Below are 25,288 nucleotides of genomic sequence, written 5' to 3'. Positions count from 1 at the left end.
CATGCCCCGAACCGTTTTCTGCCAGTACGAACAACGCGATGCCGAGGGCCTGGACTTCGTGCCCTATCCCGGCGAGCTGGGCCAGCGCATCTTCAACAACATCGGCAAGCAGGCCTGGGCTGCGTGGCTGGCGCACCAGACCATGCTGATCAACGAGAACCGCCTGTCGCCGCGTACGCCGGAACATCGCGCGTTCCTTGAAGGCGAACTGGTCAAGTTCCTGTTCGAGAAGGACGCGCAAAAGCCGGCCGGCTTCACTCCGGAAGCCTGACGCACAGGTAGTGCCGGGCGCTGGCCGGCAACCTGGCATCTGCGCGATGCCGGCCAGCGGCCGGCACTACCGCGCTATTTCGTGTTTTCCTCGCGCTCCTGCACCTGCGCCTGGCGCAGCTCCTGCTCGGAAGCGCGTAGTGCCTTCACATCCAGCTTGCGGATGCTGTCGATGAAACACGGCAGGCGCGGGCCGCCGGTAGGGTCGCGCACCAGCACCTTGTCGAAACGCGCCGAAACACGATTCATCTGGCTGGTCAGGCCGATGGCGGTGGCATATGGCAGGTCCTGGCAGGGCCCCCTCAACTCCAGCAGGTAGGCCTCGCTGGGACGCGTCCATACCGCAAGCGCGCTGTCACCCAGCTCAGTCCAGCCATTGAGGGTGCCGAAGAACTGCATGTCGTTCTGCGGCGCGCCGGCGTGGGCACGGTACAGGTCAAGCTTCTCGGCGCTGCTGAGCCGGCCAGTGGTCGCACACGCGGCCAGCGCCAGGCAGAGTCCGGCCACCAGGAACGGGGTCTTCATGGCGATCTCCTCGGGGAACTGTCGCCATCATGCGCCCGGGCCGGCAACGGCGGCGCGACGACCGACAGCCCCATTCAGGCGCTGGTCGGCGGTGGACCAAGGCCGACCTCTACCCAAGCAGACCCAAGGCCCCGGATTCCGGAAGTCACCAACCTTGGTTGGCGCCTGCCCTGCAGGAGCAGCCGACCAGGGTCGGCTTCCACCAAAGCGGCCCCGGCGCCTCAGACGTCGGCGTGGGCCAGTGCGTGCAAGCGCCCTTCGCGCAGCTCCAGCACCCGGTCGAGGCGGCGCGCCAGGCTGCGGTCGTGGGTGACCAGCACCAGGCTGGTGTGACGCGCACGATTCAGTTCCAGCATCAGCTCGAACACCGTGGCGGCCGTGCGGTCATCCAGGTTGCCGGTCGGCTCGTCACCCAGCACGCAGGCCGGGTGATTGACCAGTGCCCGCGCCACCGCAGCACGCTGCCGCTCACCACCAGACAGCTCGCCCGGCTTGTGATCCAGGCGGTGGCCGAGGCCGACCGCTTCCAGCAGCGTGGTGGCCCGGCTGCTCGCTTCTGCTACCGCAGTGCCAGCCAGCAGTACCGGCATCATCACGTTTTCCAGCGCGGTGAACTCCGGCAGCAGGTGATGGAACTGGTAGACGAAGCCCAGCGCCTGGTTGCGCAGCAGACCGCGCGCGGTATCCGACAGCGCCGACATGCGCTGCCCGGTCACGTAGACCTCGCCGGCGGTTGGAATGTCCAGGCCGCCCAGCAGGTGCAGCAGCGTGCTCTTGCCGGCGCCGGAGGCACCGATGATCGCCACCGTCTCGCCGGCGGTCACGGTCAGGTCCAGGCCATCGAACACCGGGGTCTGCATGCGCCCTTCAGCGTAGGTCTTGCCCAGTGCTTCGGCGCGGATCACTTCGTCGCCGCGGTTGAAGACCTTATTCATAGCGCAGGGCCTCCGCCGGCTGGGTGCGTGCTGCCCGCCAGGCGGGATACAGGGTGGCCAGGAAGCTCATCAGCAGCGCGACCACGGTGATCGCCACCACGTCGCCGGTCTGCATGTCGGTCGGCAGGCCGGTGATGTAGTACACATCCTCCGGCAGCAGCTTGACGTTGAACACGCTCTCGATGGCGCCGAGGATGCGTTCCAGATTGAGGGTCAGGGTGATGCCGCCGATCAGGCCGGCCAGCGTGCCGAAGATGCCGATCAGCGAACCCTGCACCATGAACACCTGCATCACCCCGCCCGGAGTCAGGCCAAGGGTGCGCAGGATGGCGATGTCGGCCTGCTTGTCGGTGACCAGCATCACCTGCGACGACACCAGGTTGAAAGCGCCCATGGCGATGATCAGCGACAGCAGGATGCCCATCACTACCTTCTCCATGCGCAGCGAGTGGTAGAGGTTGGCGTTCTGCTGGGTCCAGTCACTGACCCGGTACGCGCCGCCGAGGCTCTGCGCCAGGTCCACGCCCACTTCCAGCGAGCGGTCCATGTCGTGCAGTTTCAGCCGCACGCCGGTAGCGCCATCGGAACGCAGCACGCGCTCCAGGTCCTGCATGTTGGCGAAGCCGACGCCGCGGTCGACGTCGTTGTAGCCGGCCTCGAAGATGCCGCTGACGGTGAAGCGTTTCATCCGCGGCACTGCGCCAGCAGGCGTGCCCTGCACTTCTGCAAAGGTCACCAGCACCTGGTCGCCAACGTCCACGCCCAGCCAGACCGCCAGCTCTTTGCCCAGCAGCACGTTGAAGCTGCCCGGCTTGAGGCTGTCATAGCTGCCCTTGGTGATCTTCTTGTCGATCACCGAGACGTTCGGCTCCAGCGCCGGATCGATGCCCTGGATGATCGCGCCCTGCACGCGCGGGCCGCTGATCATCGACTGGATCTCGATGTACGGTGCGGCGCCGGCCACACGCGGGTCCTTCCTGGCCACGTCGACCACCCGCATCCAGTCCGGCATCGGTTCGCCGTCGCGGCTGATGGTGGTGTGCGCGGTCATCTGCAGCAGACGGCTGCGGATTTCCTTCTGGAAACCGCTCATGACGGCCAAGGTGGTGATCAGCACCGTAACGCCGAGCGCGATGCCCAGGATCGATGCCATCGAGATGAAGGAGATGAAGCCGTTGCGGCGCTTGGCACGCAGGTAGCGCAGGCCAATGGCCACGGGAATGGGTTTGAACATGCAGGCACGCCGGTCAATTCAGCTTATGGTGCCATCGACCGGGGCCTACGGGAAACGCCGCGTGCGGCCACGGCCAGTCGCAGTTCACGTCGCTGCCTGGAATCGAGCACATCGGGCCAGAACAGCAGGCGCCGGCGGCACCGATCCTCACGCCAGAGCAACAACAGCCACGGCCCACGCACGATCAGTTGTGGTGCATCGACGTCCTGCCCGGCCACCTGCAGCGGCTCGGGCGGTACCGGCAGAAGCACCTGCACGCGCGGCCTGCGCTGGCGCCAGGCCAGTTCGGCCAACCCGATGCCACAGGCCAGCAACACCGCCGGCGTCAGCAGCCTGGGCGGCAGATCCGATGCACGCAACAGCCAGGGTGCGGCCAGCAGCACCGCCAACTGAGCGGCGGCCTGCAGCCTCGAAGGGCGCCACTCAAGGCTTGAGGGTGAGGATCTTCTGCATGAGGGGGATCGCGTGCGCATGCGGACAGGCCTCGTAGCCCATGAACCAGCGCCACAACTTATCGTCCTCGCAGTCGAGCAGGAACAGGAAAACCTCGCGCTCTTCGGTCGGCGCAGTGCGCCATTCGTGGTCGAGATAGCGCTCGAACAGCTGATCCAGCTCACGCATGCCGCGGCGGCAGCGCCAGCGCAGCTTCTTCAGCAGAACGTCTTCTTCCATCGTGCTTCTCCAGATACAGCAAAGCCACGCATGGCGTGGCTCTACTGAGGTGGTGCAGCCACGCATGGCGTGGCTCTACCGGGTACAGCCAGGCCTGATCAGGCGCGGCGTTCCATCATCAGCTTCTTGATCTCGGCGATGGCCAGCGCCGGGTTCAGGCCCTTCGGGCAGGTGCGGGCGCAGTTCATGATGGTGTGGCAGCGGTACAGCTTGAACGGATCTTCCAGATCGTCCAGGCGCGCACCGGTGTCCTCATCGCGCGAGTCGATGATCCAGCGGTAGGCCTGCAGCAGGATTGCCGGGCCCAGGTAACGTTCGCCGTTCCACCAGTAGCTCGGGCAGCTGGTCGAGCAGCAGGCGCACAGGATGCACTCGTACAGGCCGTCCAGCTTCTTGCGGTCTTCCGGCGACTGCAGGCGCTCGCGGTCCGGCGGTGCCGGGGTCTGGGTGCGGATCCACGGCTTGATCGAGGCGTACTGCGCGTAGAAGTGGGTCAGGTCCGGAACCAGATCCTTGACCACGTTCATGTGCGGCAACGGGTAGATCGGCACTTCCTTCTTGCCGCAGTCCGAGATGGCTCGGGTGCAGGCCAGGGTGTTGGTGCCGTCGATGTTCATCGCGCACGAACCACAGATGCCTTCGCGGCACGAGCGGCGGAAGGTCAGGGTCGGGTCGATCTCGTTCTTGATCTTGATCAGGGCGTCCAGGACCATCGGGCCACAGGCATCCAGATCGACCTCATAGGTATCGGTGCGCGGGTTGCTGTCGTCGTCCGGACTCCAGCGGTAGATCTTGAAGGTGCGCACATTCTTGCCGCCGTTCTTGACGGGGAAGTGCTTGCCCTTCGTGATCTTGGAATTCTTGGGGAGTGAAAACTCGGCCATGGCTGCTCTCGTTGGCTCAGGCGGCCCGCGCCCGTGGGCGCGGATTGCATGGTAGGCGGGGTCGAATCAGTACACGCGCGGCTTCGGCGGCACCACGGACACGTCGTCGGTCAACGTGTACATGTGCACCGGACGGTAGTCGAAGCTGCACTTGCCCTTCTCGTCGACGCTGACCAGGGTGTGCTTCTGCCAGTTGACGTCGTCGCGGTCCGGATAGTCCTCGTGCGCATGCGCACCACGGCTTTCCTTGCGCTGTTCGGCCGAGTTGATCGTCGCCACCGCGTTGAGCAGCAGGTTGTTCAGCTCGTAGGTCTCGATCAGGTCCGAGTTCCACACCAGCGAACGGTCGGAGACCTTCACGTCCTGGAACGAGTCGAAGATCTTGTCCATCTTCTCGCAGCCTTCCTTCAGCGTCTGGCTGGTGCGGAAGACGGCCGCGTCGGCCTGCATGGTGCGCTGCATGCGATCGCGGATGACCGAGGTCGGGGTATCGCCGTTGGCGTGGCGCAGTTTGTCCAGCAGGCCCAGCGCCTTGTCGCAGGCATCGGCCGGCAGCGGCTTGTGCGATGCGCCCGGCTTGATGGTCTCGGCGCAGCGGTTGGCCACCGCACGACCGAACACCACCAGGTCCAGCAGCGAGTTCGAGCCCAGTCGGTTGGCGCCGTGCACGGACACGCAGGCCGCTTCACCGATGGCGTACAGGCCCGGCACCACGGCATTGTCGTTGTCGCCGACCTTCTGCACCACTTCGCCGTGGTAGTTGGTCGGGATGCCGCCCATGTTGTAGTGCACGGTCGGGATGACCGGGATCGGCTGCTTGTGCACGTCGACGCCAGCGAAGATGCGGGCGCTTTCGGCGATGCCCGGCAGCTTGTCGTCGATCACGCCCGGGCCGAGGTGGGTCAGGTCGAGCAGGATGTGGTCCTTGTGCTCGCCGACGCCGCGGCCTTCGCGGATCTCGATGGTCATCGAACGGCTGACCACGTCGCGCGAGGCCAGGTCCTTGTAGTGCGGCGCGTAGCGCTCCATGAAGCGCTCGCCGCTGCTGTTGCGCAGGATGCCACCTTCACCGCGGACACCCTCGGTGATCAGGCAGCCGGCGCCGTAGATGCCGGTCGGGTGGAACTGCACGAACTCCATGTCCTGCATGGCGATGCCGGCACGCATGGCCAGGCCGCCACCGTCGCCGGTGCAGGTGTGCGCCGAGGTGGCGCTGAAGTAGGCACGGCCGTAGCCGCCGGTGGCCAGTACCACGCCCTGGGCGCGGAACAGGTGCAGGGTGCCGTCGGACATGTCCAGGGCCAGCACGCCGCGGCAGGCGCCTTCGTCGTCGAAGATCAGGTCGAGCGCGAAGTACTCGATCATGAAGCGCGCATCGTGCTTCAGCGACTGCTGGTACAGGGTGTGCAGCATCGCGTGGCCGGTACGGTCGGCCGCCGCGCAGGTACGCTGCGCCGCCGGGCCTTCGCCGTACTTGGTGGTCATGCCACCGAACGGACGCTGGTAGATCTTGCCTTCGGCGGTGCGCGAGAACGGCACGCCGTAGTGTTCGAGCTCGATGATGGCCGGGATGGCCTCACGGCACATGTACTCGATGGCGTCCTGGTCGCCCAGCCAGTCCGACCCCTTGATGGTGTCGAAGAAGTGGTAGCGCCAGTCGTCTTCGCCCATGTTGGCGAGTGCGGCCGAGATACCGCCCTGGGCGGCAACGGTGTGCGAACGGGTCGGGAAGACCTTGGTCAGGCACACGGTCTGCAGGCCCTTGGCGGCCAGGCCGAACGTGGCGCGCAGGCCGGCGCCGCCGGCGCCGACCACGACCATGTCGTACTTGTGTTCGGTGATCTTGTAAGCGGACATCTAATCTGGATTCCTGTGTTGGTGCCTGGGCTCAGGCAACGCCGAGGGCGATGCGGCCCACCGCAAACACACTGACGATCATGCCGAGCACGGCGACGAACTTCACCGCGGTCTGCAGCACCAGGGCCAGCAGCGATTCGTGGATGTAGTCTTCCAGCACGACCTGCATGCCGAGCTGCGCGTGCCAGAACATGGCGATCAGCAGGCCGATCAGCGGCACTGCGTTCCACGGCTTGGCCACGGCGGCGGCGGCGGTCGCGTAGTCCGAGCCCAGCAGGCCCAGCACGAAGACCAGGAACCAGATACCCAGCACCACCAGCGCGGCGGCGGTCAGGCGCTGATGCACGAAGTGCTCGGTGCCGGTCTTGGCCGAGCCAAGGCCACGCACGTTCTTCAACGGGGTACGGAACTTGCTCACGCGGCACCTCCGAACATCACATAGGCCCACACCAGCAGGGTGATCACCAGGCTGCCGGTGACCGACAGCCAGCTGCTGCGGATGAAGGCGGGGATGCTGAAGCCGATGGCGAAGTCCTGCACCACATGGCGGATGCCATTGCACAGGTGATAGGCGAACGACCATGTCCACGCGAACAGGAACACGCGGCCATACCAGGCCCCGGCATGGCCGGTGAAGCAGTTCCAGGACTCGGGCCCCATCATCAGGGCCAGCAGGCCGGCAGCGATGATGAGGGCACCAACAGACAGAAAGACGCCAGTGGCTCGATGCAGGATCGAGGTGGCCATCTGAATCTGCCAGCGATACACCTGAAGGTGCGGGGAAAGTGGGCGTTGTCTGGTCGCCATTCGCTGGGCTCGTTGTCTCGGCTGGGCGGCACGCGGCCGCGTTGGCTCAATGCTGATCAGAAATCGATGCAGCGTCCGTTTTTCTCCCAATCGCCATACCGCACCGGATCAAGTCCGCCGCGGCCGCCGAATTCTTCTGCTTTTTCCTGTTCCACGGGCACGGGTGCCGCGGGGACCAGCGGGGCTTCAGATTCGTCGTCGGGAGTGGGGGTTGTTTGGCCTATCATGTTCGGTCTCGCAACGCACAAATTTTAGACCTCGTTCACGTGCCTGACAACCTGCCCCCTGCTTTCGTCGGATATCCGCGCCTGCCCGGCCACCAGCTGCTGAGCCTGCAGGGCCCGGATGCGGCTGTCTTTGCCCACGCCCAGTTCAGCAGCGATGTCACCGCCCTGCCCCTGCTGCACTGGCAGTGGAGTGCCTGGTTGAGCGCCAAGGGCCGCACCCTGGCGGTGTTCCAGCTGCTGCGGTTGGCCGACGACCACCTGATGCTGGTGCTGGCGGATGGCGATGCCGATGCGATTGCGTCGCAACTGCAGCGCTTCGTGTTCCGCCGCAAGGTGAAGGTGCTGGTGCGCGATGATCTGGCGGCGGCCGGGGCATTCACTGCGCCCGAGGCCGCCAGCGGCGCCGCGATTGCGCAGGCCGCAGGTGATGGCTGGGAACTGGACCTGGGCAGCGATGCCCTGCCGCGCACCCTGCGCATCGGCGCCGCCGATGCCTTTGCGGCCGGCAGCGAAACCGATGAGGCCGCTTTCGCCCTGGCCTGGCGCCAGGCCGACCTGCGCTACGGGCTGCCGCGACTGGAAGAAGGCCAGCGCGAGGTGTGGACCCCGCAGCAGCTGGGCCTGGACCGCCTGAACGGCTACAGCGTGAAGAAGGGCTGCTATCCAGGCCAGGAAATCGTCGCCCGCACCCACTTCCTCGGCAAAGCCAAGCGCGCGGTGCAGTTGCTGCATACCGCGGCACCGACGCAGGCCGGCGATGGCGTGCAGCAGGATGGCGCGGCGCTGGGCACGATCGCCTGCGTGGCCGGCGACCTGGCACTGGCGGTGCTGCCACTGGAGGCCGGTGATGCTGACCTGCAGGTGGGTGATGCCATCGCGCAGCGCGTGCCGTTGCTGGATGGATTGGCACGCTGAAGCAGGTTGGTGGGGATCTGCACTGGTGGGTGCGGACCGTTGGTCCGCACGCCTGAAATGGTAGTGCCGGCCGCTGGCCGGCAACCAAGCACGGTTGAGGCTGCCGACCAGCGGCCGGCACTACCCGTTACAGGCGCTCGCCGGTTTCCGCGCTGAAGAAATGCAGGCCCTGCGGGTGGATCGCCACGCGGATCTGCTCGCCCACCGCCGGCAGCGCCTGCGGCGCCACGCGCATGGTCAGCGCGTGCTGGCCACTGCTCAGATTCACGAAGATCTCGTTGCCGACCGGCTCGATGCCTTCGATGCGCGCGGTGAACGCATGCGCATCATCGGCGCTGGCCGGCTGCAGGTGCTCCGGACGCACGCCCACCGCGATCGGCTTCTGCAGCCACGCCGGATCGATCGTGGCCTGGCCCAGCGGTGCACGCCAGTCGCCGTCGACCACGGTCACGCCGCCGGCATCGCCCTGCAGCGTGCCGCGCAGAACGTTCATCGCCGGGCTGCCGAGGAAGCCGGCCACGAACAGATTGGCAGGACGGTCGTACAGCGCCATCGGCGTATCGATCTGCTGGATGATGCCGTCCTTCAGCACCACGATGCGCTGGCCCAGGGTCATCGCCTCGACCTGATCGTGCGTCACGTAGATCATGGTGGTGCCCAGCTTGCGGTGCAGCTGCGCGATTTCGGTACGCACGCTGTGGCGCAGCTTGGCATCCAGATTGGACAGCGGCTCGTCAAGCAGGAACACCGCCGGCTCGCGCACCAGCGCCCGGCCCAGCGCAACACGCTGGCGCTGGCCGCCGGACATGGCCTTGGGCAGCTTGTCCATCATCTCGGTCAGGCCCAGCGTCTGCGCCGCCTCGGCGATGCGCTTGTCGATGGTCGCCTTGTCATGCCCGCGCAGCTTCAGGCCGAAGGCCAGGTTCTCGGCCACGGTCATGTGCGGGTACAGCGCGTAGCTCTGGAACACCATCGCGATGTCGCGATCCTTCGGCGCCACATCGTTGACCACGCGATCACCGATGGTCAGCGTGCCGCCGCTGATCTCTTCCAGGCCAGCCACCATCCGCAGCAGGGTCGACTTGCCACAGCCGGAGGGACCGACCAGCACCATCAGCTCGCCGTCGGCGACCTCGAAGGTGGCGTCCTTCACCGCAACCTGGCCGTTGTCATAGACCTTGCGCACACCCTGCAACTGCACTTTTGCCATATCACCTATCCGGTCCGCCCGAAGCCGGGCTGTCTTTTGGGACTGCCTCGGCCCTCCCGATGGCAGTGATGATTGCGCGCTTGCCGCATGACGGCGAGCACTGCAATCGAATACAGTTGCCCATTCTGCCATGTAAACGTTTTCACGTGGCACTATCCGATGATCGGTGCGCACCGATCTGCGTCGGCGGTTGAACGAAGGTTCCGCCGGGGTAGTGGTTTCGAATGGAACGGTCTTCCGGTGCCCCGGAGAACGCCCCCAACGAACCTCGGACAGGCAGTTGCGCGGATGTCCCCCGAACCCAGCCATGAAGCGATTGACAACGATGTCACCCGGATCTGAAACTCGAGCGATGCACGACACCCTCTTCCTGTTCGGTGCCACAGGTGATCTGGCCCAGCGCTACCTGTTCCCTTCGCTGCTTCGCCTGCTTGGCGACGGCCTGCTGCCGGAGGACTTCCGCATCCGCGCACTGGCGTTGTCCGGGCATGACACCGAAGCCTTCCATGACATCCTGCGCCCGCGCCTGCAGCAGGCCATGCCGATGGCCTCGCAGGACGACATCAACGGCCTGCTGCGCCGCATCGACTACCGTTCGGTCGACCTGCGCGACGTCGACTCTGTCGCCGCCGCCGTCTCCGATCTGGTGCATCGCAAGTGCGTCAGCTACCTGGCCATTCCGCCGGGCCTGTACATCTCCACCTGCGAAGGCCTGGCCAAGGGTGGCGCCCTCGCCGCGCCGGCACGCCTGATGCTGGAGAAGCCGATCGGCAGCGACAGCGAGAGCGCCGAGGAAATCATCAGCACCATCGGCCAGTGGATCGACGAGGACCGTGTGTTCCGTCTCGACCACTACCTGGGCAAGGCGGCGGTGCAGAACCTGATCGCCCTGCGCTTCGGCAATACGCTGCTGGAAGCGGTATGGAACCGCAACTACATCGAATCGGTGCACATCCTGGTGGCCGAGAGCGAAGGCGTGGATGGCCGCGACGCCTACTACGCCCGCTCCGGCGCGCTGCGCGACATGGTGCAGAGCCACATCCTGCAGCTGCTGTGCATGGTGGCGATGGAGCCGCCGGCCTCGCTGGAAGCCGATCGCATCCGCGACGAGAAGGTCAAGGTGCTGCGCGCGCTGCGTCCGCTCGATGCCAGGCACGCCGCGCGTGACAGCATCCGCGGCCGCTATACCGCCGGCACCATCAACGGCCAGCCGGCGCAGGCCTACCAGCCGCCGGAAGGCAGCGACGTGGAAACCTTCGCCGGCGTCACCGCGCACATCGACAACTGGCGCTGGAGCGGCGTGCCGTTCCACTTGGTCACCGGCAAGCGCCTGCCCGAGCGCACCACCCGCGTGGTGGTCACGCTGAAGCCGGTCACCCACTGGCTGTTCGAGCGCCCGCAGCGCGCGCAGGCCGCACCGAACCGCCTGGTGTTCCAGCTGCAGCCGCAGGAGAACATCGAACTGGGCCTGATGAGCAGTCTGGCCGGCCCGGAATGGGGCGCGCTGGAACTGCATCCGCTGGAACTGGAACTGTCGGTGCCGACCGGCCTGCATCGCCGCATCGCGTACGAACGCCTGTTCCTGGATGCGTTCAACGGCAACCACACCTTGTTCGTGCGTGACGACGAAGTGCGCGCCGCCTGGGCGTGGATCGACAGCGTGGCCGACGCCTGGAAGGAGGCCAAGCTGCCGCTGGAACCCTATCCCGCCGGCCAATGGGGCCCGAGCAACGCAACGGAGTTCCTGCCGCAGGGCGTGGACGCACCGGACAGCGAGGCGTCGGCATGAGTGCCAACTCGCAGCCGGTGCTGGTCGCCGACATCGGTGGCACCAACGCCCGCTTCGCCCTGGCCGACACCTCGCTGGACGCGCCATTGCTGAAGGAGAGCATCCGCGAGTACGCAGTGGCGGAGTTCCCGTCGCTTGGCGATGCCGCCCGCCATCACCTTGAGCAGATCGGCGCTGCCGCCAGCCGCGGCGTGTTCGCGGTGGCCGGTCGCGTAGACGGTGACGAGGCACGCATCACCAATCATCCGTGGGTGATCTCGCGCAGCCGCACCGCTGCGATGCTCGGTTTCGACGAGCTGCACCTGATCAACGACTTCGCCGCACAGGCAATGGCGATCTCGCTGCTGCAGCCCGAGGACGTGGTCCAGGTCGGTGGCGCCGCCTGGGTGCCGGGCAAGCCGGGCCAGCCACGCAACTATGCGGTGATCGGGCCTGGTACCGGGCTCGGCGTCGGTGGCCTGATCCTGCGCCACGGCCGCTGCTACCCGCTGGAAACCGAAGGCGGCCATGTCAGCTTCCCGCCGGGAACGCCGGAGGAGATCCGCATCCTGGAGATCCTGTCCGAGCAGTTCGGCCGCGTCTCCAATGAGCGCCTGATCTGTGGCCCCGGCCTGGTCAACATCCATCGCGCGGTGTGCGAGATGGCCGGTATCGACCCGGGCCAGCTGCAGCCGGTGGACGTGACCGCCCGCGCCCTGCATGGCGATCCGCAGGCAATGCGCACCGTCGATGTGTTCTGCGCCGTGTTCGGCGCCATTGCCGGCGACCTGGTACTGACCCAGGGCGCCTGGGACGGCGTGTTCCTCACCGGTGGACTGACCCCGAAGATGCTCGATTCGCTGCAGCACTCCGGGTTCCGCCAGCGCTTCGAACACAAGGGGCGGTTCTCTTCGATCATGGCGCGGGTGCCGTCGCTGGCCGTGATGCATCCCCATGCCGGACTGCTGGGCGCCGCCGCCTATGCCGCCGATGCCGAACGTGACGCACCTGGAGTTGCCGCATGAGCCCCACCTTCCACGACGACCGCGTCGAGTTCATCCACCACGGCGATGCCGACGGCTGGATCGAAGCGGTAGCCGCCGAGATGGCGCAGACCCTCAACCACGACATCAATGAAGTGGGCCGCGCCCGCATCCTGTTGTCCGGCGGCACCACGCCAGCACCGGTCTACCAGGCGCTGGCCGAACTGGACGTGCACTGGGACCGGGTTGAAGTGAGCCTGGCCGACGAGCGCTGGCTGTCGCCGCAGGATCGCGACAGCAACGCATGGCTGGTGCGCGAGCACCTGCTCAAGCGCGCCGAGGGTGCGCATTTCGATCCGCTGGTGCGCATTGGCAAACCCCTGCCGGAATGTGTGTACACCGCCAACCTGCAAGCCCAGCACAGCCAGCCGCCGAGCCTGGTGGCACTGGGCATGGGCAACGACGGCCACACCGCCTCGCTGTTCCCCGGCTCGAAGGACCTGGCCCGCGCACTGGAAAGCACCCTGCCCTACGCCGCGCTGGATGCCACCGGCTGCCCGGGCGCGAACCAGTGGCCGCTGCGCATCACGCTGACCCCGCATGGGCTGCGCCAATGCCGGCAGCGCCTGCTGCTGCTGCGCGGCAAGCAGAAGCTGCAGGTGCTGCGCCAGGCGTTGGACAGCAACGACGTCCAGCAGTACCCGATCCTCAACGCGATCAACCTGGAAGGCGCGCGCCTGCGCGTCCACTGGGCTGATTGATGTCGGCGGCGGCGCCCTGCCGCCGCTTGCCTCTCGCCACCTTGAACGCCGGTAGCCAATGAGCCTCCATCCGCAACTGCAAGCCATCACTGAGCGCGTCATCCGCCGCAGCGCCGCCTCGCGTGCCGCCTACCTGGCCGCGATCGACGCCTCCCTGCGCGAAGGCCCGTTCCGCAGCCGCCTGAGCTGCGGCAACCTCGCCCACGGATTCGCCGCCTGTGGCGGCACCGACAAGAGTCGCCTGCGCGGCGGCGTGACGCCGAACCTGGGCATCATCACCGCCTACAACGACATGCTCTCTGCGCACCAGCCGTTCGAGACCTATCCCGAGCAGATCCGCGAGATCGCCCGCGAGCTCGGTGCTACGGCACAGGTGGCCGGCGGCGTGCCGGCGATGTGCGACGGCGTCACCCAGGGCCGCGGCGGCATGGAACTGTCGCTGTTCTCGCGCGATGTCATTGCCCAGGCCACGGCGATCGGCCTCAGCCATGACATGTTCGACAGCACCGTCTACCTAGGCGTGTGCGACAAGATCGTGCCCGGCCTGCTGATCGGTGCGCTGGCCTTCGGCCACCTGCCGGCGGTGTTCGTGCCGGCCGGCCCGATGACCCCGGGCATCCCCAACAAGCAGAAGGCGGAAGTGCGCGAGCGCTATGCCGCCGGCGAAGCCACCCGCGAAGAGCTGCTGGAAGCCGAGTCCGCCTCATACCACGGCGCCGGCACCTGCACCTTCTACGGCACCGCCAATTCCAACCAGGTGCTGCTGGAAGCGATGGGCGTGCAGCTGCCGGGCGCGTCGTTCGTCAATCCGGGCACGCCGCTGCGCGACGCGCTGACCCGCGAGGCGACCGAACGTGCACTGGACATCACCGCACTGGGCGACGACTTCCGTCCGCTGGGCCGGATCATCGACGAGCGCGCGATCATCAACGCGGTCATCGCGCTGATGGCCACCGGCGGTTCGACCAACCACACCATCCACTGGATCGCAGTGGCGCGTGCCGCCGGTATCGTGCTGACCTGGGACGATTTCGACGAACTGTCGCAGCTGATTCCGCTGCTGGCCCGCGTCTATCCGAACGGCGAGGCCGACGTGAACCGCTTCGCGGCCGCTGGCGGCCCGGCGTTCGTGTTCGGCGAGCTGATCAAGGCGGGCCTGATGCACGGCGATCTGGTCAGCGTGGCGCGCGGCGGCATGCCCGACTACGCACGCGAACCGCAGCTGCGCGATGGCCAGCTGGTCTACCTGCCGGGCCTGGAACGCAGCGCCGATGACGAAGTGGTGCGTGGCGTCGACAATCCGTTCGAGCACCAGGGCGGCCTGCGCCTGCTGCGCGGCAACCTCGGCAAGTCGCTGATCAAGCTGTCGGCGGTAAAGCCGCAGTACCGCACGATCGAAGCGCCGGCCGTGGTGGTCGATGCACCGCAGGTGCTGAACAAGCTGCACGCCGGTGGCCTGCTGCCGCAGGACTTCGTGGCGGTGGTGCGTTACCAGGGCCCGCGTGCCAACGGCATGCCCGAACTGCATTCGCTGGCGCCGCTGCTGGGCCTGCTGCAGAACCAGGGCCGGCGCGTGGCGCTGGTCACCGACGGTCGCCTGTCCGGCGCCTCGGGCAAGATTCCGGCGGCGATCCACGTGACGCCGGAAGCGGCACGCGGCGGTCCGCTGGCCAAGGTCCGCGAGGGCGACATGATCCGCCTGGATGGCGAGGCTGGCACGCTGGAAGTGCTGGTGGACGCGGCCGAATGGGCGGCACGTCCGCTGGCGCCGAACACAGCACCGGCTGCGCATGATCTGGGCCGCAACCTGTTCGCGATCAACCGTCGCGTGGTGGGTCCGGCTGATCAGGGTGCGATTTCGATTTCGTGCGGGCCGGCGGCGGCTGATGGCGGGCCGTGGGAGTATGACGCGGAATATGAGCTGGGGCACGATGCCGCGGCGGCGGCGGCGCCGCATGAGGCGAAGGACGCCTGAAGCGAAAAGCCGCGGCAGGCTTCCCGGCCTGGGCAGTAGAGCGCCCTGGCCGGGACACGCCGTAAACCCATCCATGGGGGCTCGGTCGCGGCATCCATGCCGCTCACGGTCCCGGCCAGGGCGCTCTACTGCCCTTGGACAATTCCCGGCGCGTCATTTGCGCTGCGGCCACTGAATCAAGAAGAGCAAAAGGCAAGGGCAAAAGCATGGGTATCGAACAACATCAGGTGAAGGCGGCGGAGCTGTTGCGTGCGGCGGGCATCCTGCCGGTGGTGACGATTCATACGCTGGACCAGGCGCGGGCGGTCAGTGCGGCGCTGCTGGAAGGTGGCTTGCCGGCGATCGAGCTGACCCTGCGTACGCCAGTGGCGATGGAAGCATTGGCGATGCTCAAGCGCGAGCTGCCGGACGTGGTGGTGGGTGCCGGTACGGTGCTGACCGTGGAGCAGATGCAGCAGTCGATCGATGCGGGTGCGGACTTCCTGGTGACCCCGGGTACGCCGCCGGCACTGGCTGATGCACTGGCCGCCGCACCGCTGCCGGTGGTGCCGGGTGCGGCCACCCCGACCGAACTGCTGTCGCTCTACGCCCGCGGCTTCCGCGTGTGCAAGCTGTTCCCGGCCACGGCTGTGGGTGGCCTGGCAATGATCAAGGGACTGGCCGGCCCGGTGGCGGACCTGAAGCTGTGCCCGACCGGCGGCATCACCGAGAACACCGCCGCCGAATACCTCGAGCAGAAGAACGTGGTCTGCATCGGTGGTTCGTGGATGGTGCCGGGCAACTGGATCGCCAACGGCGAATGGGACAAGGTGCGCGCCAGCGCCGCAGACGCCGCCAAGATCATCCAGCGCGTACGCGGCCACTGAGCCCGACAAAGGTGCAGAGCCGAGCCCATGCTCGGCTCCGGCATCATCAGGGGTCAGAGCCCTTTCCCACCGGGAAAGGGATCCGACCCCGGGCGACGAGCGCGCAAAGCGCGCGACCCGCTCCTGCTCTTCCTTCTTCAATTCCGCGGTGGCGGCGCACGGAAACCGTCCGTGGCCCTGCGGAGGGATTGCGCAGGGGACGCCGTGAATCCATCCCTGGAGGCTCGGGCGCGCCATCCATGGCGCTTACGCCCCTGCGCAATCCCTCCGCAGGGCCAACCCCACGAATCCTGCCGCACACCGCGAGGGGCTCAGCCGTTGGCCGAACCCCTTACAGCGGCCGTGCCGGATCCACCAACCCGTACTGGCTGGCCATCCGCGCCAGCGCGATGTTGTCGTGGATCCCCATTTTCTCGAACAACCGCGCCTTGTGCGTGTTCACCGTCTTCGCACTCAGGCTCAGGCGCCGCGCGATGTCTTCCTGGCGCAGGCCCTGGGTCAGCAACAGCGCCACCTCAAGCTCGCGCGGCGACAGGTTGTCGAACGGCGAACCATTGCCTTCCACTGTCGACAGCGCCAGATTCTGCGCGATGCTGGTGCCCAGGTAGCGACGACCGGCCGCCACATCACGCACCGCACGCAGCAGTTCCTGCGCATCGCAGCCCTTGCCGATGTAACCGGCCGCACCGGCTTCGAGCAGGCGCTTGGGCAGCGGGCCGTCTTCCAGTACCGACACGATCACCACGCGGGTATTGCGGTGGCTGCGGACGATGCGCTCGGTCACTTCCATGCCGCTCACGCCCGGCAGGTGCAGGTCGCACAGCACCACATCCGGCAGCAGCTGGCGGACTTCACGCAGCGCGTCTTCGCCGGTCTCGGCTTCGCCCACCACCTCGATGTCGGTTTCCCCCGACAGAATCATCTTCATACCGGTGCGGACCAGCGCGTGGTCATCCACCAGGTAGACTCGAATCGTCATTCATGTACCTCTTCGAATGCGGCCATTGCAGGTCAAGCTAGGCAGGGTGCCGATACCCTGCAAGCGCGTCCGGAATGCGGCATCGGCGATCTGCCTTGCGCATCACAGTACCGCGCGTTGTGCTTGCCCCCTGTCTTGCAGAACCTGCTGCAACGAAACAACTGATCTATCACGTAGACGTCCCTCAAGGGCCATCCACGTCAAACCCCCTGTGTTGGTGCTTCGCTGGCCTTCGCTGGCGGCGGGCCGTGACGTCGCCAAGGGTGCCGGCGACTGAACATGACCAGATAGCACCCTACCACCCAAACCAGCGCGGCACACCATCCGGCCAGGATGTCGGAGGGGTAGTGCACCCCCAGATAGACCCGCGACACGCTTACCAGCAGGCTGAACGCGGGTGCCAGCATCAGTACCGGCCAGCGCCAACGGGTGTTCCAGGCGAGCAGTACCAAGGTCACGGCAAGGGTCATCGAACCCATCGCATGCCCGCTGGGGAAGCTGAACGTCGATTCCGGCGCGATCGATTCCCACAGGCTGGGGCGCTGCCGCTGGAAGAACTGCTTGCTGCCCATGTTCAGCAGCGCCGACCCTACGAAGCTGACCGCGACGAAGGTCGCCTCGCGCCAGCGCCGGTAGCCCAGCAGCACGCCGATGATCAGCACGTCGGCCGGGATCAGGAACCACTCGTAGCCCAGTTTCGAGATGAGCACGAAGAAGCGGTCCAGCCACGGCGAATGCAGGCCATGCATCTGCCACAGCAGGGGCGCGTCGAAATGGAACGATTCAAACTCGTGCACTTCATCCGCCAGGGCAACAAAGCCTGCCAACGGCAGCAGCACGCCACCGAACAACAGGACCAGGCGCCAGGCGTTGCGCGCCATCCAGTGGCGGAAGCCGGAGGCGGACTCCGGTGCGGCGAGGATCGCAGGCTTATCCGGCGCTTCGGACATACGTGTGTTCGACGTAATCGTCGATCAGGGCGACGAACTCCTGGGCGATGTTGTCGCCACGCAGGGTCACCTTCTTCTCACCATCGACGAACACCGGCGCCGCAGGCGTCTCACCCGTGCCCGGCAACGAGATGCCGATGTTGGCGTGACGCGATTCGCCCGGCCCGTTGACGATGCAGCCCATCACCGCCAGGGTCATGTTCTCCGCCCCCGGGTGGTGGATCTTCCACAGCGGCATCTTCTCGCGCACGTGGTTCTGCACCACCTTGGCCAGCTCCTGGAAGAACTCGGAGGTGGTACGGCCGCAGCCCGGGCAGGCCGTGACCAGCGGCGTGAAGGCACGCTGGCCGGTGGTCTGCAGCAGTTCCTGGGCGACGATCACTTCCTGCGTTCGCGACTGGCCCGGCTCCGGGGTCAGCGAGATGCGGATGGTGTCACCGATGCCTTCCTGCAGCAGCACGCCCAGCGCCGCGGACGATGCCACGATGCCCTTGCTGCCGATACCGGCCTCGGTCAGGCCCAGGTGCAGGGCGAAGTCGGAGCGCTGCGCCAGGTCGCGGTACACCGCGATCAGCTCCTGCACGCCACTGACCTTGGCCGACAGCACGATGCGATCGCGCGGCAGACCCAGCTCCACCGCCTGCTCGGCCGAATCCAGCGCCGAGCGGATCAGCGCCTCGCGCAGCACGCGGCCGGCATCCCAGGGCTGTTCGCGCAGGTTGTTCTCGTCCATCAGCTTCGCCGCCAGGGCCTGGTCCAGCGAGCCCCAGTTGGCGCCGATGCGCACCGGCTTGTTGTAACGGATGGCGAATTCGATCAGCTGGGCGAACTGCAGATCCTTCTTCTTGCCGAAGCCGACGTTGCCCGGGTTGATGCGGTACTTGGCCAGTGCTTCGGCACATGCCGGTTCGGCGGTCAGCAGCTGGTGGCCGTTGTAGTGGAAATCGCCGATCAGCGGCACGTCGATGCCCATCATCGCCAGCTTGTCGACAATGCGCGGGATCGCCGCAGCGGCTTCCACGGTATTGACGGTCAGCCGCACCATCTCCGAACCGGCACGCCACAACTCGGCCACCTGCTTCACGCTGGAGGCGACGTCGGAGGTGTCGGTGTTGGTCATCGACTGCACCACCACCGGCTTGCCTCCGCCCACGGTGACCCCGCCGATCTGGACGGCATGGGTCTGGCGGCGCGGCCAGGCAGTGGCATCGGAGGGCGGAGTCGGGCGGGTGACGGCGTCGTGCATGGGCGCATTCTACCGCCCGGCCCTGCATTCGGGGTGACTCGCATTCAGCCGGCGGCACGGCTGCGGCCGATTGTCGCAGGCACGGTCACGCGCGAACGCATACGATGAGCGTGAATGACCGGTCCCGACGCCCCGTTTCTCCGAACCCTGTGCAGCCTGCGCTGGCTTGCAGTAGGCGGCCAGGCCGCCACCATCCTGGTCGCCACCTGGGTGCTGGGGCTGCCGTTGCCGCAGCTGCCGCTGTGGGCCGGCGTGGCGGTGCTGACCCTGTTCAACATCTACACCCAGCTGCGCCCGGAAGCGGCCGACACCGCACCGCTGACTGCATTCGGCCACATCCTGGTGGACGTGATCATCCTGACCTGGATGGTCGGCTGGAGCGGTGGCATGGCCAATCCGTTCAGCTCGCTGTTCCTGATCCTGATCGCACTGGCCGCGTTTGCCCTGCCCCTGCGCTGGGCGCTGGCGGTCGCGCTGGCCTGCCTGCTCGGCTACGCCGCCAGCGGCATCTTCGGCCAGCCCCTGCCGGACGGCTATTTCCGCGCGCAGGACCTCAACCGCTGGGGCGTGGTCGCCAATTTCCTGATTTCCGCGGCGGTCGTACTGGCCTTCTCCACCCGCCTGGCGCTGGCGCTGCGCCAGCGCGAACTGGAACTCTCGGCCCTGCGCGAACGCTTCGCCCGCAACGAGGGCATCGTCGCCCTGGCCACCCATGCCGCCTCGGTGGCGCATGAACTGAACACGCCGCTGGCAACCATGACCCTGCTCGCCGACGACGTGGCCGAACGCAGTGAAGAGCCGGAAGTGCGCGAGGACATGGAAACCCTGCGCGAGCTGCTGGTGCAGTGCCGTGAGCGCGTGCTGGCGCTGGCCGCACCGGCCTCGGCCGATGCGCCCGGACGCAGCCATTCCAGCGCGCAGCAGGTGCTGGAGCAATGGCGCCTGGTGCGACCGACCATCGACCTGCACCGCAACGATGATGCGCCGCTGCGGCTGCCGCTCGACCCGGGCGTGGGCCACCTGCTGATGGTCCTGCTCAACAATGCCGCCGATGCCGGCGAACAGGCCGGCCGGCCGCGCGTGGACCTGGACCTGCGCATCGAAGGCGACGATCTGATCGGCGAAGTACGCGACTACGGCCACGGCTTCAACGCGCGCGCCGCGGTGCTGCCGGGCAAGCTGTTCGGCAGCAGCAAGAGTGAAGGCATGGGGGTCGGCCTGGCCCTGTCCCATGCCACGATCGAACGCCTCGACGGCGAGATGTGGATGCGCCCGGCCCAGGGGGCCGGCAGCCGCGTCGGCTTCCGCCTGCCGCTGGCCCCATGCGAGGAAACCACATGAGCGCCTCAACCCTCGGCCTGCTGGTCGACGACGACGAACTGTACCTGCGCACCCTGCAGCGCAGCCTGGCCCGCAAGGGACTTGAAACGCAGACCGCGCAGGATGCCGCCAGCGCGCTGGCGCTGGCGCGCCAGCACCCACCCGCGTTCGCCCTGATCGACCTGAAGCTGGGCAGCGATTCCGGCCTGGCGCTGATCCAGCCGCTGCGTGCGCTGCGCGCGGACATGCGCATCCTGCTGGTGACCGGCTACGCCAGCATCGCCACTGCGGTGGAAGCGATCAAGCTCGGTGCGGACGATTACCTGCCCAAGCCAGCCACGGTACCGATGATCCTTCGCGCTTTGGGCGAGGAGGATGACGGCCCGGCCGACGATGGCGAAATGGAAGTGCCCGACGCGATGACACCGATCAGCCGCCTGCAGTGGGAACACATCCAGCAGGCGATGCACGAGACCGGCGGCAATGTGTCGGCAGCCGCGCGCCTGCTCGGCATGCACCGGCGCTCGCTGCAGCGCAAGCTGGCCAAGCGGCCCAGCCCGGAACGCGACCCGAGCCGCTGAGGCACCACGCCCTTCATGGTAGTGCCGGCCGCTGGCCGGCAACCAGGTGATGCTTCAATCGTTCATGAGGTCGCCGGCCAGCGGCCGGCACTACCAGAGCCTCAGCCCTTCAGCTGCGCAAGGATCTCGCGGGTCATCGGGTCGGCAACGGCCACATCCTCGCCCTGCAGCGCCGGCAGCAGGCCGCTGGCCAGCTGCTTGCCCAGTTCGACACCGAACTGGTCGAAGGCGTTGATGTTCCAGATCACCGACTGCACGTACACGGCGTGTTCGTACACGGCGATCAGCGCACCCAGCGCCTGCGGGGTCAGCGCGTCGAGCAGGATCAGCGTGCTCGGGCGGCCGCCCGGGTAATCACGGTGCGGGTCGTCGCTGCCCTGGCCATTGGCCAGTGCTTCGGTCTGCGCCAGCAGATTGGCCAGCAGGGCCTGATGATTGATCGTGTAGGGATCGTCGTTGTGCACGCAGCCGATGAAGTCGGCCGGAACGATGCTGGTGCCCTGGTGCAGTGCCTGGAAGAAGCTGTGCTGCACATCGGTGCCCGCGCCTCCCCACCACACCGGCACGGTATCGGTGGTGACCGGCTGGCCATCACGCTGCACACGCTTGCCCAGGCTTTCCATCACCAGCTGCTGCAGGTAGGCCGGCAACAGCGCCAGGCGCTGGTCGTAGGTCATCACCGCATGCGTGGCATGGCCCAGCAGGTTGCGGTTCCAGATGTCGGTCAGGCCGTGCAGCACCGGCAGGTTGCGCTCCAGCGGTGCATCCAGCGCATGCGCATCCATCTGCGCAGCACCTTCCAGCAGCTGTTCAAAGCGCTCGAAGCCGATCGCCAGCGCTATCGGGAAACCGACCGCAGACCACAGCGAATAGCGGCCGCCGACCCAATCCCACATCGGCAGCACACGATCGGCGGCGATGGCAAAGGCCTTTGCGGCACGTTCCGGATTGGCACTGACCGCGTACAGGCGGTCGCTGCCCCCCAGCCAGTCGTGCAGGATCTGGCCGTTGAGCAGGGTTTCCTGGGTGCCGAAGGTCTTGGAGATCAGGATGCCGGCGGTCTTGGCCGGATCCAGCGTGGCCAGCGTACGCTGCATGGCCGCGCCGTCCACGTTCGATACGAAATGCACGCGCAGGCGCGCACCGCTGACCGGACGCAGCGCGTCGGCGACCAGGCGCGGGCCAAGGTCGGAACCACCGATGCCGACACTGACTACATCGGTCACGCCAGTGTCTTCCAGCGCGCGCACCAGCACGCCCATGCGCTGGCGGATCTCGCGCGCGGTGGCATAGGCCTCGGCCGCCACCGGCGCATCGACCACGTCGCCGCGCAGTGCGGTGTGCAGCGCGGCGCGACCTTCGGTCAGGTTGACCTGCTCGCCACGGAACAGGCGGGTGATGGCACCACCGACATCACGGTCGGCAGCCAGCGCCAGCAATGCCTGCAACGCCGCGGCATCGTATTTCTGCCGGGCGAAGTTGACGTACAACGGACCGACCCGCAGCGCCAGGTCCTGCACGCGGCCGGGTTCGGCGGCGAGCAGGCCGGGGATGCTTGCGCCCTTCAGGCGCTGGGCGTGGGAATGCAGCGAGTCGAATCCGTTGTTCGTTGTCATGCGGCCTGGGTCGGGATCGTGTCGTTGGTGTGGGTGATCTGGTTCTTGCCATCAACGTACACCAGCTTCGGCTTGAAGCTGTCGGCTTCCTGCTCGGTCATGCTGGCGAACGCGGCAATGATGATGATGTCACCGACCTGCACGTGGCGCGCGGCGCCACCGTTGAGCGAGACAACGCCGCTGCCGGCTTCGGCGCGGATGGCATAGGTCGAGAAGCGCGCACCGTTGGTCACGTCCCAGATGTGCACCTGCTCGAACTCGCGGATGCCGGTGGCAGCCAGCAGGTTGTCATCGATGGCGATCGAGCCTTCGTAGTTCAGCTCGGAATGGGTGACGGTGGCGCGGTGGATCTTGGTCTTGAGCAGGGACAGGTGCATGGGGGCGCTGCAACGGCAAAGGAAAGAGCGGATTCTAGCACCCGCTTGGCCGTCGTCAGGGGCCTGCGGCAGGACGCTGAAGGCCGTTCAGGCGCCCTCGCCCGGCGGCGGCGCCGTGGCATGGACGGCACCGCCCTGCAGTGACAGCCTGAACACCGTATGGAAGGCCAGCCCGGAGGCCAGGCCCAGGCCCCCTGCAGCCAACACCGTCAGCCCATAGCTGATCACATCGAATGTATCCACATAGCGCAGGCGCTGCAGCAGCGGCCCATGGATCGTGCCCGGCCATTCATGGATGACCATGGCCAGCGCGCCCAGAGCAGCCCCTGCAAGCACGAAGCGGGTCCGGCGCAGGAGCCGCCGAGATCGCGGGAGCAGCGCCATCGGCAGGAACACCACGATGGCGCTGCAGACGCCCAGCCCGAACATCAGTCCACCGCCGGTGAGCGCGGGCATCGGCGTGCGCCTGAATTCGAGCGCGAACAACAGGCCGCCAAACAGCTGCGCCGGCAGCATGCCGGCAGCCAGCACGGCCAGGATCAACGCCTGCGCAAGCCGACCAGCGTCAGTGGAGGGTGTCTTCATTGCCGTTCTCCCGTCCATGGGAAGGTGCGAGGCGCCCATTGTGGGCGCCCCCGGGCCGCATGCGGCTCAGAACTCCAGGTTGTCGATCAGGCGGGTGGAGCCCAGGCGCGCGGCGATCAGCGCTACGCGGCCACCGCCATCGAACGTCGGCTCGGCCAGCTCCGGGGTGCGCAGCACCGCATAGTCGACCTGGAAACCGGCCGCCTGCAATGCCGCCGTGGCGTCGGCCTCGATGCGATCACGCGCCTGCCCGGCCACGTAGCCTTCGCGCATGCCCAGCAGGGTGCGGTGGATGGTGGTCGCGACCGGGCGCTGTTCGGCGCTCAGGTACTGGTTGCGCGAACTCTTGGCCAGGCCATCCTCGTCGCGCACGATGTCCGCGCCGACGATCTGGATCGGGAACGACAGCTCAGCCACCATCTGGCGGATGACCGCCAGCTGCTGGTAGTCCTTGCGGCCGAACACGGCTACGTCCGGCTGCACCTGCAGGAACAGGCGCGCCACCACCGTGCAGACGCCATCGAAGTGGCCCGGGCGGCTGGCACCTTCCAGCACCTCGCTCACGCCGGGCGCGTGCATCTGCGTGGTCTTGTCCACGCCCAGCGGGTACATGGCCTCGACGCTGGGCAGCCACACCGCATCGCAGCCGGCCTGCTCCAGCCCGGCCACGTCGGCCTCGGGCGTACGCGGATAGCGACTGAAATCCTCGTTCGGCCCGAACTGGGTCGGGTTGACGAAGATGCTTGCCACCACCTTGTCGGCGTACTGGCGGGCCAGGGTCACCAGCGAATGATGGCCACCGTGAAGGTTGCCCATGGTGGGCACCAGCGCCACGCGCAGGCCCTCGCGCTTCCACTGGGCGATCTGCCCGCGCAGTGCGCCGAGCTCGTTGAAGGTCTGGATCATGAGGCGTAGGCGTGCTGTTCGTCGGGGAAGCTGCCGTCGCGCACGGCGTCGGCGTAGGCGCGGGTGGCACCGGCCACCGAACCGCCTTCGGCAAGGAAATCCTTGACGAACTTGGGGCGGCGATGGCCACTGTCCAGGCCGAGGAAATCGTGCAGCACCAGCACCTGGCCGTCGCACTGTGGGCCGGCACCGATGCCGATGGTCGGCACCTCCACCGCAGCGGTCACCTCGGCGGCAACCGGGGTCGGCACGCACTCAAGCACCATGATGCTGGCGCCGGCAGCGGCCACGGCCCTGGCATCTTCCACCAGCTGGCGCGCGGCATCGCCGCGGCCCTGGATCTTGAAGCCGCCCAGGCGCAGCACCGACTGCGGTGTCAGGCCCAGATGCGCACAGACCGGAATCTCACGCTCAACCAGGTAGCGGATGATGTCGACCTTGAAGCCGGCACCTTCGATCTTGACCATCTCGGCACCGGCCTGCAGCAGCTGCAGCGAAGCATCCAGCGCGCGCTCCGGAGTGGCATCGGCACCGAACGGCAGGTCGGCCACCAGCAGCGCGCGCTGCAGCACACGGGCCACGGCGCGGGTGTGGTAGACCATGTCGGCCACGGTCACCGGCAGGGTCGAATCATGGCCCTGCACGACCATGCCCAGCGAATCGCCAATCAGGATCAGGTCAACGCCATTTGCGTCGAAAGTGCGGGCGAAGCCAGCGTCGTAGGCGGTCAACATGACCAGCTTCTGGCCATTGCGCTTGGCCTCGGCCAGGGCGGGAACGGTCCAGGGCTTGCTGTCTGCGTGGGTGCTCATGTGCTGATAACCGGGGGAGATAACCCG

Annotated in this window: 28 protein-coding genes; 9 read left to right on the top strand and 19 right to left on the bottom strand. The window is 67.1% G+C overall.

All coding sequences use genetic code 11. The annotated features are described in order from the left end of the window. Position 1 precedes the first annotated feature (1 nt). Positions 2-271 carry an oxidative damage protection protein gene (locus tag AC5P99_RS07965; protein WP_005409085.1) on the top strand — a complete coding sequence of 90 codons (270 nt, stop codon included), beginning with the start codon at positions 2-4 and terminating at the stop codon, positions 269-271. A gap of 74 nt (positions 272-345) precedes the next feature. Here the strand turns inward: AC5P99_RS07965 and AC5P99_RS07960 are convergent, their stop codons facing one another. From AC5P99_RS07960 to AC5P99_RS07915, 10 genes are all read right to left on the bottom strand, one after another. After that, positions 346-795, bottom strand: a complete 450-nt coding sequence (locus tag AC5P99_RS07960; RefSeq protein ID WP_005409084.1) for a DUF6491 family protein — start codon at positions 793-795, stop codon at positions 346-348. A gap of 221 nt (positions 796-1,016) precedes the next feature. Next, on the bottom strand, positions 1,017-1,730 hold the full coding sequence (lolD, locus tag AC5P99_RS07955; RefSeq protein WP_005409083.1) for a lipoprotein-releasing ABC transporter ATP-binding protein LolD: 714 nt from the start codon (positions 1,728-1,730) through the stop codon (positions 1,017-1,019). Continuing rightward, a complete protein-coding gene (locus tag AC5P99_RS07950; protein ID WP_495213019.1) occupies positions 1,723-2,964 on the bottom strand; it encodes a lipoprotein-releasing ABC transporter permease subunit in 1,242 nt (413 codons plus the stop codon). The genes lolD and AC5P99_RS07950 overlap by 8 nt, the downstream gene beginning before the upstream one ends. A gap of 23 nt (positions 2,965-2,987) precedes the next feature. Then, on the bottom strand, positions 2,988-3,437 hold the full coding sequence (locus AC5P99_RS07945) for a hypothetical protein (protein WP_329753819.1): 450 nt from the start codon (positions 3,435-3,437) through the stop codon (positions 2,988-2,990). Then, positions 3,388-3,636 (bottom strand): FAD assembly factor SdhE, encoded by a 249-nt coding sequence (locus tag AC5P99_RS07940; protein ID WP_019661201.1) that lies wholly within the window; start codon positions 3,634-3,636, stop codon positions 3,388-3,390. The genes AC5P99_RS07945 and AC5P99_RS07940 overlap by 50 nt, the downstream gene beginning before the upstream one ends. Before the next feature lie 98 nt (positions 3,637-3,734). Next, positions 3,735-4,520, bottom strand: coding sequence for a succinate dehydrogenase iron-sulfur subunit (locus AC5P99_RS07935; RefSeq protein WP_005409079.1), 786 nt, complete (start codon positions 4,518-4,520; stop codon positions 3,735-3,737). A gap of 66 nt (positions 4,521-4,586) precedes the next feature. Further along, entirely contained in the window at positions 4,587-6,377 is a 1,791-nt protein-coding gene (gene sdhA / locus AC5P99_RS07930) for a succinate dehydrogenase flavoprotein subunit (protein WP_005409078.1), read from the bottom strand. 31 nt (positions 6,378-6,408) lie between these two features. Beyond that, entirely contained in the window at positions 6,409-6,795 is a 387-nt protein-coding gene (gene sdhD / locus AC5P99_RS07925; protein WP_005409077.1) for a succinate dehydrogenase, hydrophobic membrane anchor protein, read from the bottom strand. Beyond that, positions 6,792-7,184 (bottom strand): succinate dehydrogenase, cytochrome b556 subunit, encoded by a 393-nt coding sequence (gene sdhC, locus AC5P99_RS07920; protein WP_005409076.1) that lies wholly within the window; start codon positions 7,182-7,184, stop codon positions 6,792-6,794. The genes sdhD and sdhC overlap by 4 nt, the downstream gene beginning before the upstream one ends. A 56-nt stretch (positions 7,185-7,240) precedes the next feature. Next, a complete protein-coding gene (locus AC5P99_RS07915; RefSeq protein ID WP_005409075.1) occupies positions 7,241-7,411 on the bottom strand; it encodes a DUF1674 domain-containing protein in 171 nt (56 codons plus the stop codon). Positions 7,412-7,450: 39 nt separating this feature from the next. Here AC5P99_RS07915 and ygfZ point away from each other — a divergent pair, with 39 nt between their 5' ends. Further along, a complete protein-coding gene (gene ygfZ, locus AC5P99_RS07910; protein WP_495213018.1) occupies positions 7,451-8,326 on the top strand; it encodes a CAF17-like 4Fe-4S cluster assembly/insertion protein YgfZ in 876 nt (291 codons plus the stop codon). A gap of 127 nt (positions 8,327-8,453) precedes the next feature. Here the strand turns inward: ygfZ and AC5P99_RS07905 are convergent, their stop codons facing one another. Beyond that, positions 8,454-9,536 carry an ABC transporter ATP-binding protein gene (locus AC5P99_RS07905; protein ID WP_005409073.1) on the bottom strand — a complete coding sequence of 361 codons (1,083 nt, stop codon included), beginning with the start codon at positions 9,534-9,536 and terminating at the stop codon, positions 8,454-8,456. Positions 9,537-9,888: 352 nt separating this feature from the next. Between AC5P99_RS07905 and zwf the strand changes: the two genes are divergently transcribed. From zwf to eda, 5 genes are all read left to right on the top strand, one after another. Next, positions 9,889-11,325, top strand: a complete 1,437-nt coding sequence (gene zwf, locus AC5P99_RS07900; protein WP_005409072.1) for a glucose-6-phosphate dehydrogenase — start codon at positions 9,889-9,891, stop codon at positions 11,323-11,325. Further along, the gene (gene glk, locus AC5P99_RS07895) at positions 11,322-12,329 is read left to right on the top strand and encodes a glucokinase (protein WP_005412971.1); all 1,008 of its coding nucleotides are present in this window, start codon (positions 11,322-11,324) and stop codon (positions 12,327-12,329) included. The genes zwf and glk overlap by 4 nt, the downstream gene beginning before the upstream one ends. After that, positions 12,326-13,048: a 6-phosphogluconolactonase gene (pgl, locus tag AC5P99_RS07890; RefSeq protein ID WP_495213017.1), complete on the top strand. Its 723-nt coding sequence runs from the start codon at positions 12,326-12,328 to the stop codon at positions 13,046-13,048. Before glk ends, pgl begins: the two co-directional genes overlap by 4 nt. 58 nt (positions 13,049-13,106) lie before the next feature. Continuing rightward, on the top strand, positions 13,107-15,023 hold the full coding sequence (edd, locus tag AC5P99_RS07885) for a phosphogluconate dehydratase (protein WP_087803259.1): 1,917 nt from the start codon (positions 13,107-13,109) through the stop codon (positions 15,021-15,023). 206 nt (positions 15,024-15,229) lie between these two features. Then, positions 15,230-15,889: a bifunctional 4-hydroxy-2-oxoglutarate aldolase/2-dehydro-3-deoxy-phosphogluconate aldolase gene (gene eda, locus AC5P99_RS07880; RefSeq protein ID WP_005409068.1), complete on the top strand. Its 660-nt coding sequence runs from the start codon at positions 15,230-15,232 to the stop codon at positions 15,887-15,889. Between the two features lie 331 nt (positions 15,890-16,220). Here the strand turns inward: eda and AC5P99_RS07875 are convergent, their stop codons facing one another. The 3 genes from AC5P99_RS07875 to ispG all read right to left on the bottom strand — a co-directional run bounded on the left by AC5P99_RS07875 (position 16,221) and on the right by ispG (position 19,064). Further along, entirely contained in the window at positions 16,221-16,868 is a 648-nt protein-coding gene (locus tag AC5P99_RS07875; RefSeq protein WP_005409067.1) for a response regulator, read from the bottom strand. Positions 16,869-17,068: 200 nt separating this feature from the next. Beyond that, complete coding sequence (locus AC5P99_RS07870; protein ID WP_005409066.1) at positions 17,069-17,818, bottom strand: phosphatase PAP2 family protein; 750 nt, start codon at positions 17,816-17,818, stop codon at positions 17,069-17,071. Continuing rightward, a complete protein-coding gene (ispG, locus tag AC5P99_RS07865; protein WP_005409065.1) occupies positions 17,799-19,064 on the bottom strand; it encodes a flavodoxin-dependent (E)-4-hydroxy-3-methylbut-2-enyl-diphosphate synthase in 1,266 nt (421 codons plus the stop codon). Before ispG ends, AC5P99_RS07870 begins: the two co-directional genes overlap by 20 nt. 114 nt (positions 19,065-19,178) lie before the next feature. Here ispG and AC5P99_RS07860 point away from each other — a divergent pair, with 114 nt between their 5' ends. Continuing rightward, the gene (locus AC5P99_RS07860) at positions 19,179-20,405 is read left to right on the top strand and encodes an ATP-binding protein (protein WP_495213016.1); all 1,227 of its coding nucleotides are present in this window, start codon (positions 19,179-19,181) and stop codon (positions 20,403-20,405) included. Beyond that, complete coding sequence (locus AC5P99_RS07855) at positions 20,402-20,965, top strand: response regulator transcription factor (protein WP_005409063.1); 564 nt, start codon at positions 20,402-20,404, stop codon at positions 20,963-20,965. Before AC5P99_RS07860 ends, AC5P99_RS07855 begins: the two co-directional genes overlap by 4 nt. Before the next feature lie 101 nt (positions 20,966-21,066). Here the strand turns inward: AC5P99_RS07855 and pgi are convergent, their stop codons facing one another. The 5 genes from pgi to panB all read right to left on the bottom strand — a co-directional run bounded on the left by pgi (position 21,067) and on the right by panB (position 25,261). After that, on the bottom strand, positions 21,067-22,581 hold the full coding sequence (pgi, locus tag AC5P99_RS07850) for a glucose-6-phosphate isomerase (RefSeq protein WP_495213015.1): 1,515 nt from the start codon (positions 22,579-22,581) through the stop codon (positions 21,067-21,069). Next, positions 22,578-22,958, bottom strand: a complete 381-nt coding sequence (gene panD, locus AC5P99_RS07845; RefSeq protein WP_005409061.1) for an aspartate 1-decarboxylase — start codon at positions 22,956-22,958, stop codon at positions 22,578-22,580. Before panD ends, pgi begins: the two co-directional genes overlap by 4 nt. An 87-nt stretch (positions 22,959-23,045) precedes the next feature. Beyond that, entirely contained in the window at positions 23,046-23,543 is a 498-nt protein-coding gene (locus AC5P99_RS07840; protein ID WP_495213014.1) for a hypothetical protein, read from the bottom strand. Positions 23,544-23,609: 66 nt separating this feature from the next. After that, positions 23,610-24,449, bottom strand: coding sequence for a pantoate--beta-alanine ligase (panC, locus tag AC5P99_RS07835; protein WP_099605430.1), 840 nt, complete (start codon positions 24,447-24,449; stop codon positions 23,610-23,612). After that, the gene (panB, locus tag AC5P99_RS07830; RefSeq protein ID WP_005409058.1) at positions 24,446-25,261 is read right to left on the bottom strand and encodes a 3-methyl-2-oxobutanoate hydroxymethyltransferase; all 816 of its coding nucleotides are present in this window, start codon (positions 25,259-25,261) and stop codon (positions 24,446-24,448) included. The genes panC and panB overlap by 4 nt, the downstream gene beginning before the upstream one ends. Between the last annotated feature and the right edge of the window lie 27 nt (positions 25,262-25,288).

It is taken from the genome of Stenotrophomonas sp. YJH_SMC_80 (assembly GCF_059372495.1).
The sequence above is the reverse complement of the archived record's forward strand: the minus strand, read 5'-3'. Positions and strand labels throughout refer to the sequence as shown.

What these genes read in the sequence shown, in the direction of transcription:
- AC5P99_RS07965 (WP_005409085.1), top strand. Translation starts at nt 2, where the DNA reads ATGCCCCGAACCGTTTTCTGCCAGTACGAACAACGCGATGCCGAGGGC.
- AC5P99_RS07960 (WP_005409084.1), bottom strand. Translation starts at nt 795, where the DNA reads ATGAAGACCCCGTTCCTGGTGGCCGGACTCTGCCTGGCGCTGGCCGCG.
- lolD (WP_005409083.1), bottom strand. Translation starts at nt 1,730, where the DNA reads ATGAATAAGGTCTTCAACCGCGGCGACGAAGTGATCCGCGCCGAAGCA.
- AC5P99_RS07950 (WP_495213019.1), bottom strand. Translation starts at nt 2,964, where the DNA reads ATGTTCAAACCCATTCCCGTGGCCATTGGCCTGCGCTACCTGCGTGCC.
- AC5P99_RS07945 (WP_329753819.1), bottom strand. Translation starts at nt 3,437, where the DNA reads ATGCGCACGCGATCCCCCTCATGCAGAAGATCCTCACCCTCAAGCCTT.
- AC5P99_RS07940 (WP_019661201.1), bottom strand. Translation starts at nt 3,636, where the DNA reads ATGGAAGAAGACGTTCTGCTGAAGAAGCTGCGCTGGCGCTGCCGCCGC.
- AC5P99_RS07935 (WP_005409079.1), bottom strand. Translation starts at nt 4,520, where the DNA reads ATGGCCGAGTTTTCACTCCCCAAGAATTCCAAGATCACGAAGGGCAAG.
- sdhA (WP_005409078.1), bottom strand. Translation starts at nt 6,377, where the DNA reads ATGTCCGCTTACAAGATCACCGAACACAAGTACGACATGGTCGTGGTC.
- sdhC (WP_005409076.1), bottom strand. Translation starts at nt 7,184, where the DNA reads ATGGCGACCAGACAACGCCCACTTTCCCCGCACCTTCAGGTGTATCGC.
- AC5P99_RS07915 (WP_005409075.1), bottom strand. Translation starts at nt 7,411, where the DNA reads ATGATAGGCCAAACAACCCCCACTCCCGACGACGAATCTGAAGCCCCG.
- AC5P99_RS07905 (WP_005409073.1), bottom strand. Translation starts at nt 9,536, where the DNA reads ATGGCAAAAGTGCAGTTGCAGGGTGTGCGCAAGGTCTATGACAACGGC.
- zwf (WP_005409072.1), top strand. Translation starts at nt 9,889, where the DNA reads ATGCACGACACCCTCTTCCTGTTCGGTGCCACAGGTGATCTGGCCCAG.
- glk (WP_005412971.1), top strand. Translation starts at nt 11,322, where the DNA reads ATGAGTGCCAACTCGCAGCCGGTGCTGGTCGCCGACATCGGTGGCACC.
- pgl (WP_495213017.1), top strand. Translation starts at nt 12,326, where the DNA reads ATGAGCCCCACCTTCCACGACGACCGCGTCGAGTTCATCCACCACGGC.
- edd (WP_087803259.1), top strand. Translation starts at nt 13,107, where the DNA reads ATGAGCCTCCATCCGCAACTGCAAGCCATCACTGAGCGCGTCATCCGC.
- eda (WP_005409068.1), top strand. Translation starts at nt 15,230, where the DNA reads ATGGGTATCGAACAACATCAGGTGAAGGCGGCGGAGCTGTTGCGTGCG.
- AC5P99_RS07875 (WP_005409067.1), bottom strand. Translation starts at nt 16,868, where the DNA reads ATGACGATTCGAGTCTACCTGGTGGATGACCACGCGCTGGTCCGCACC.
- AC5P99_RS07870 (WP_005409066.1), bottom strand. Translation starts at nt 17,818, where the DNA reads ATGTCCGAAGCGCCGGATAAGCCTGCGATCCTCGCCGCACCGGAGTCC.
- ispG (WP_005409065.1), bottom strand. Translation starts at nt 19,064, where the DNA reads ATGCACGACGCCGTCACCCGCCCGACTCCGCCCTCCGATGCCACTGCC.
- AC5P99_RS07860 (WP_495213016.1), top strand. Translation starts at nt 19,179, where the DNA reads ATGACCGGTCCCGACGCCCCGTTTCTCCGAACCCTGTGCAGCCTGCGC.
- AC5P99_RS07855 (WP_005409063.1), top strand. Translation starts at nt 20,402, where the DNA reads ATGAGCGCCTCAACCCTCGGCCTGCTGGTCGACGACGACGAACTGTAC.
- pgi (WP_495213015.1), bottom strand. Translation starts at nt 22,581, where the DNA reads ATGACAACGAACAACGGATTCGACTCGCTGCATTCCCACGCCCAGCGC.
- panD (WP_005409061.1), bottom strand. Translation starts at nt 22,958, where the DNA reads ATGCACCTGTCCCTGCTCAAGACCAAGATCCACCGCGCCACCGTCACC.
- AC5P99_RS07840 (WP_495213014.1), bottom strand. Translation starts at nt 23,543, where the DNA reads ATGAAGACACCCTCCACTGACGCTGGTCGGCTTGCGCAGGCGTTGATC.
- panC (WP_099605430.1), bottom strand. Translation starts at nt 24,449, where the DNA reads ATGATCCAGACCTTCAACGAGCTCGGCGCACTGCGCGGGCAGATCGCC.
- panB (WP_005409058.1), bottom strand. Translation starts at nt 25,261, where the DNA reads ATGAGCACCCACGCAGACAGCAAGCCCTGGACCGTTCCCGCCCTGGCC.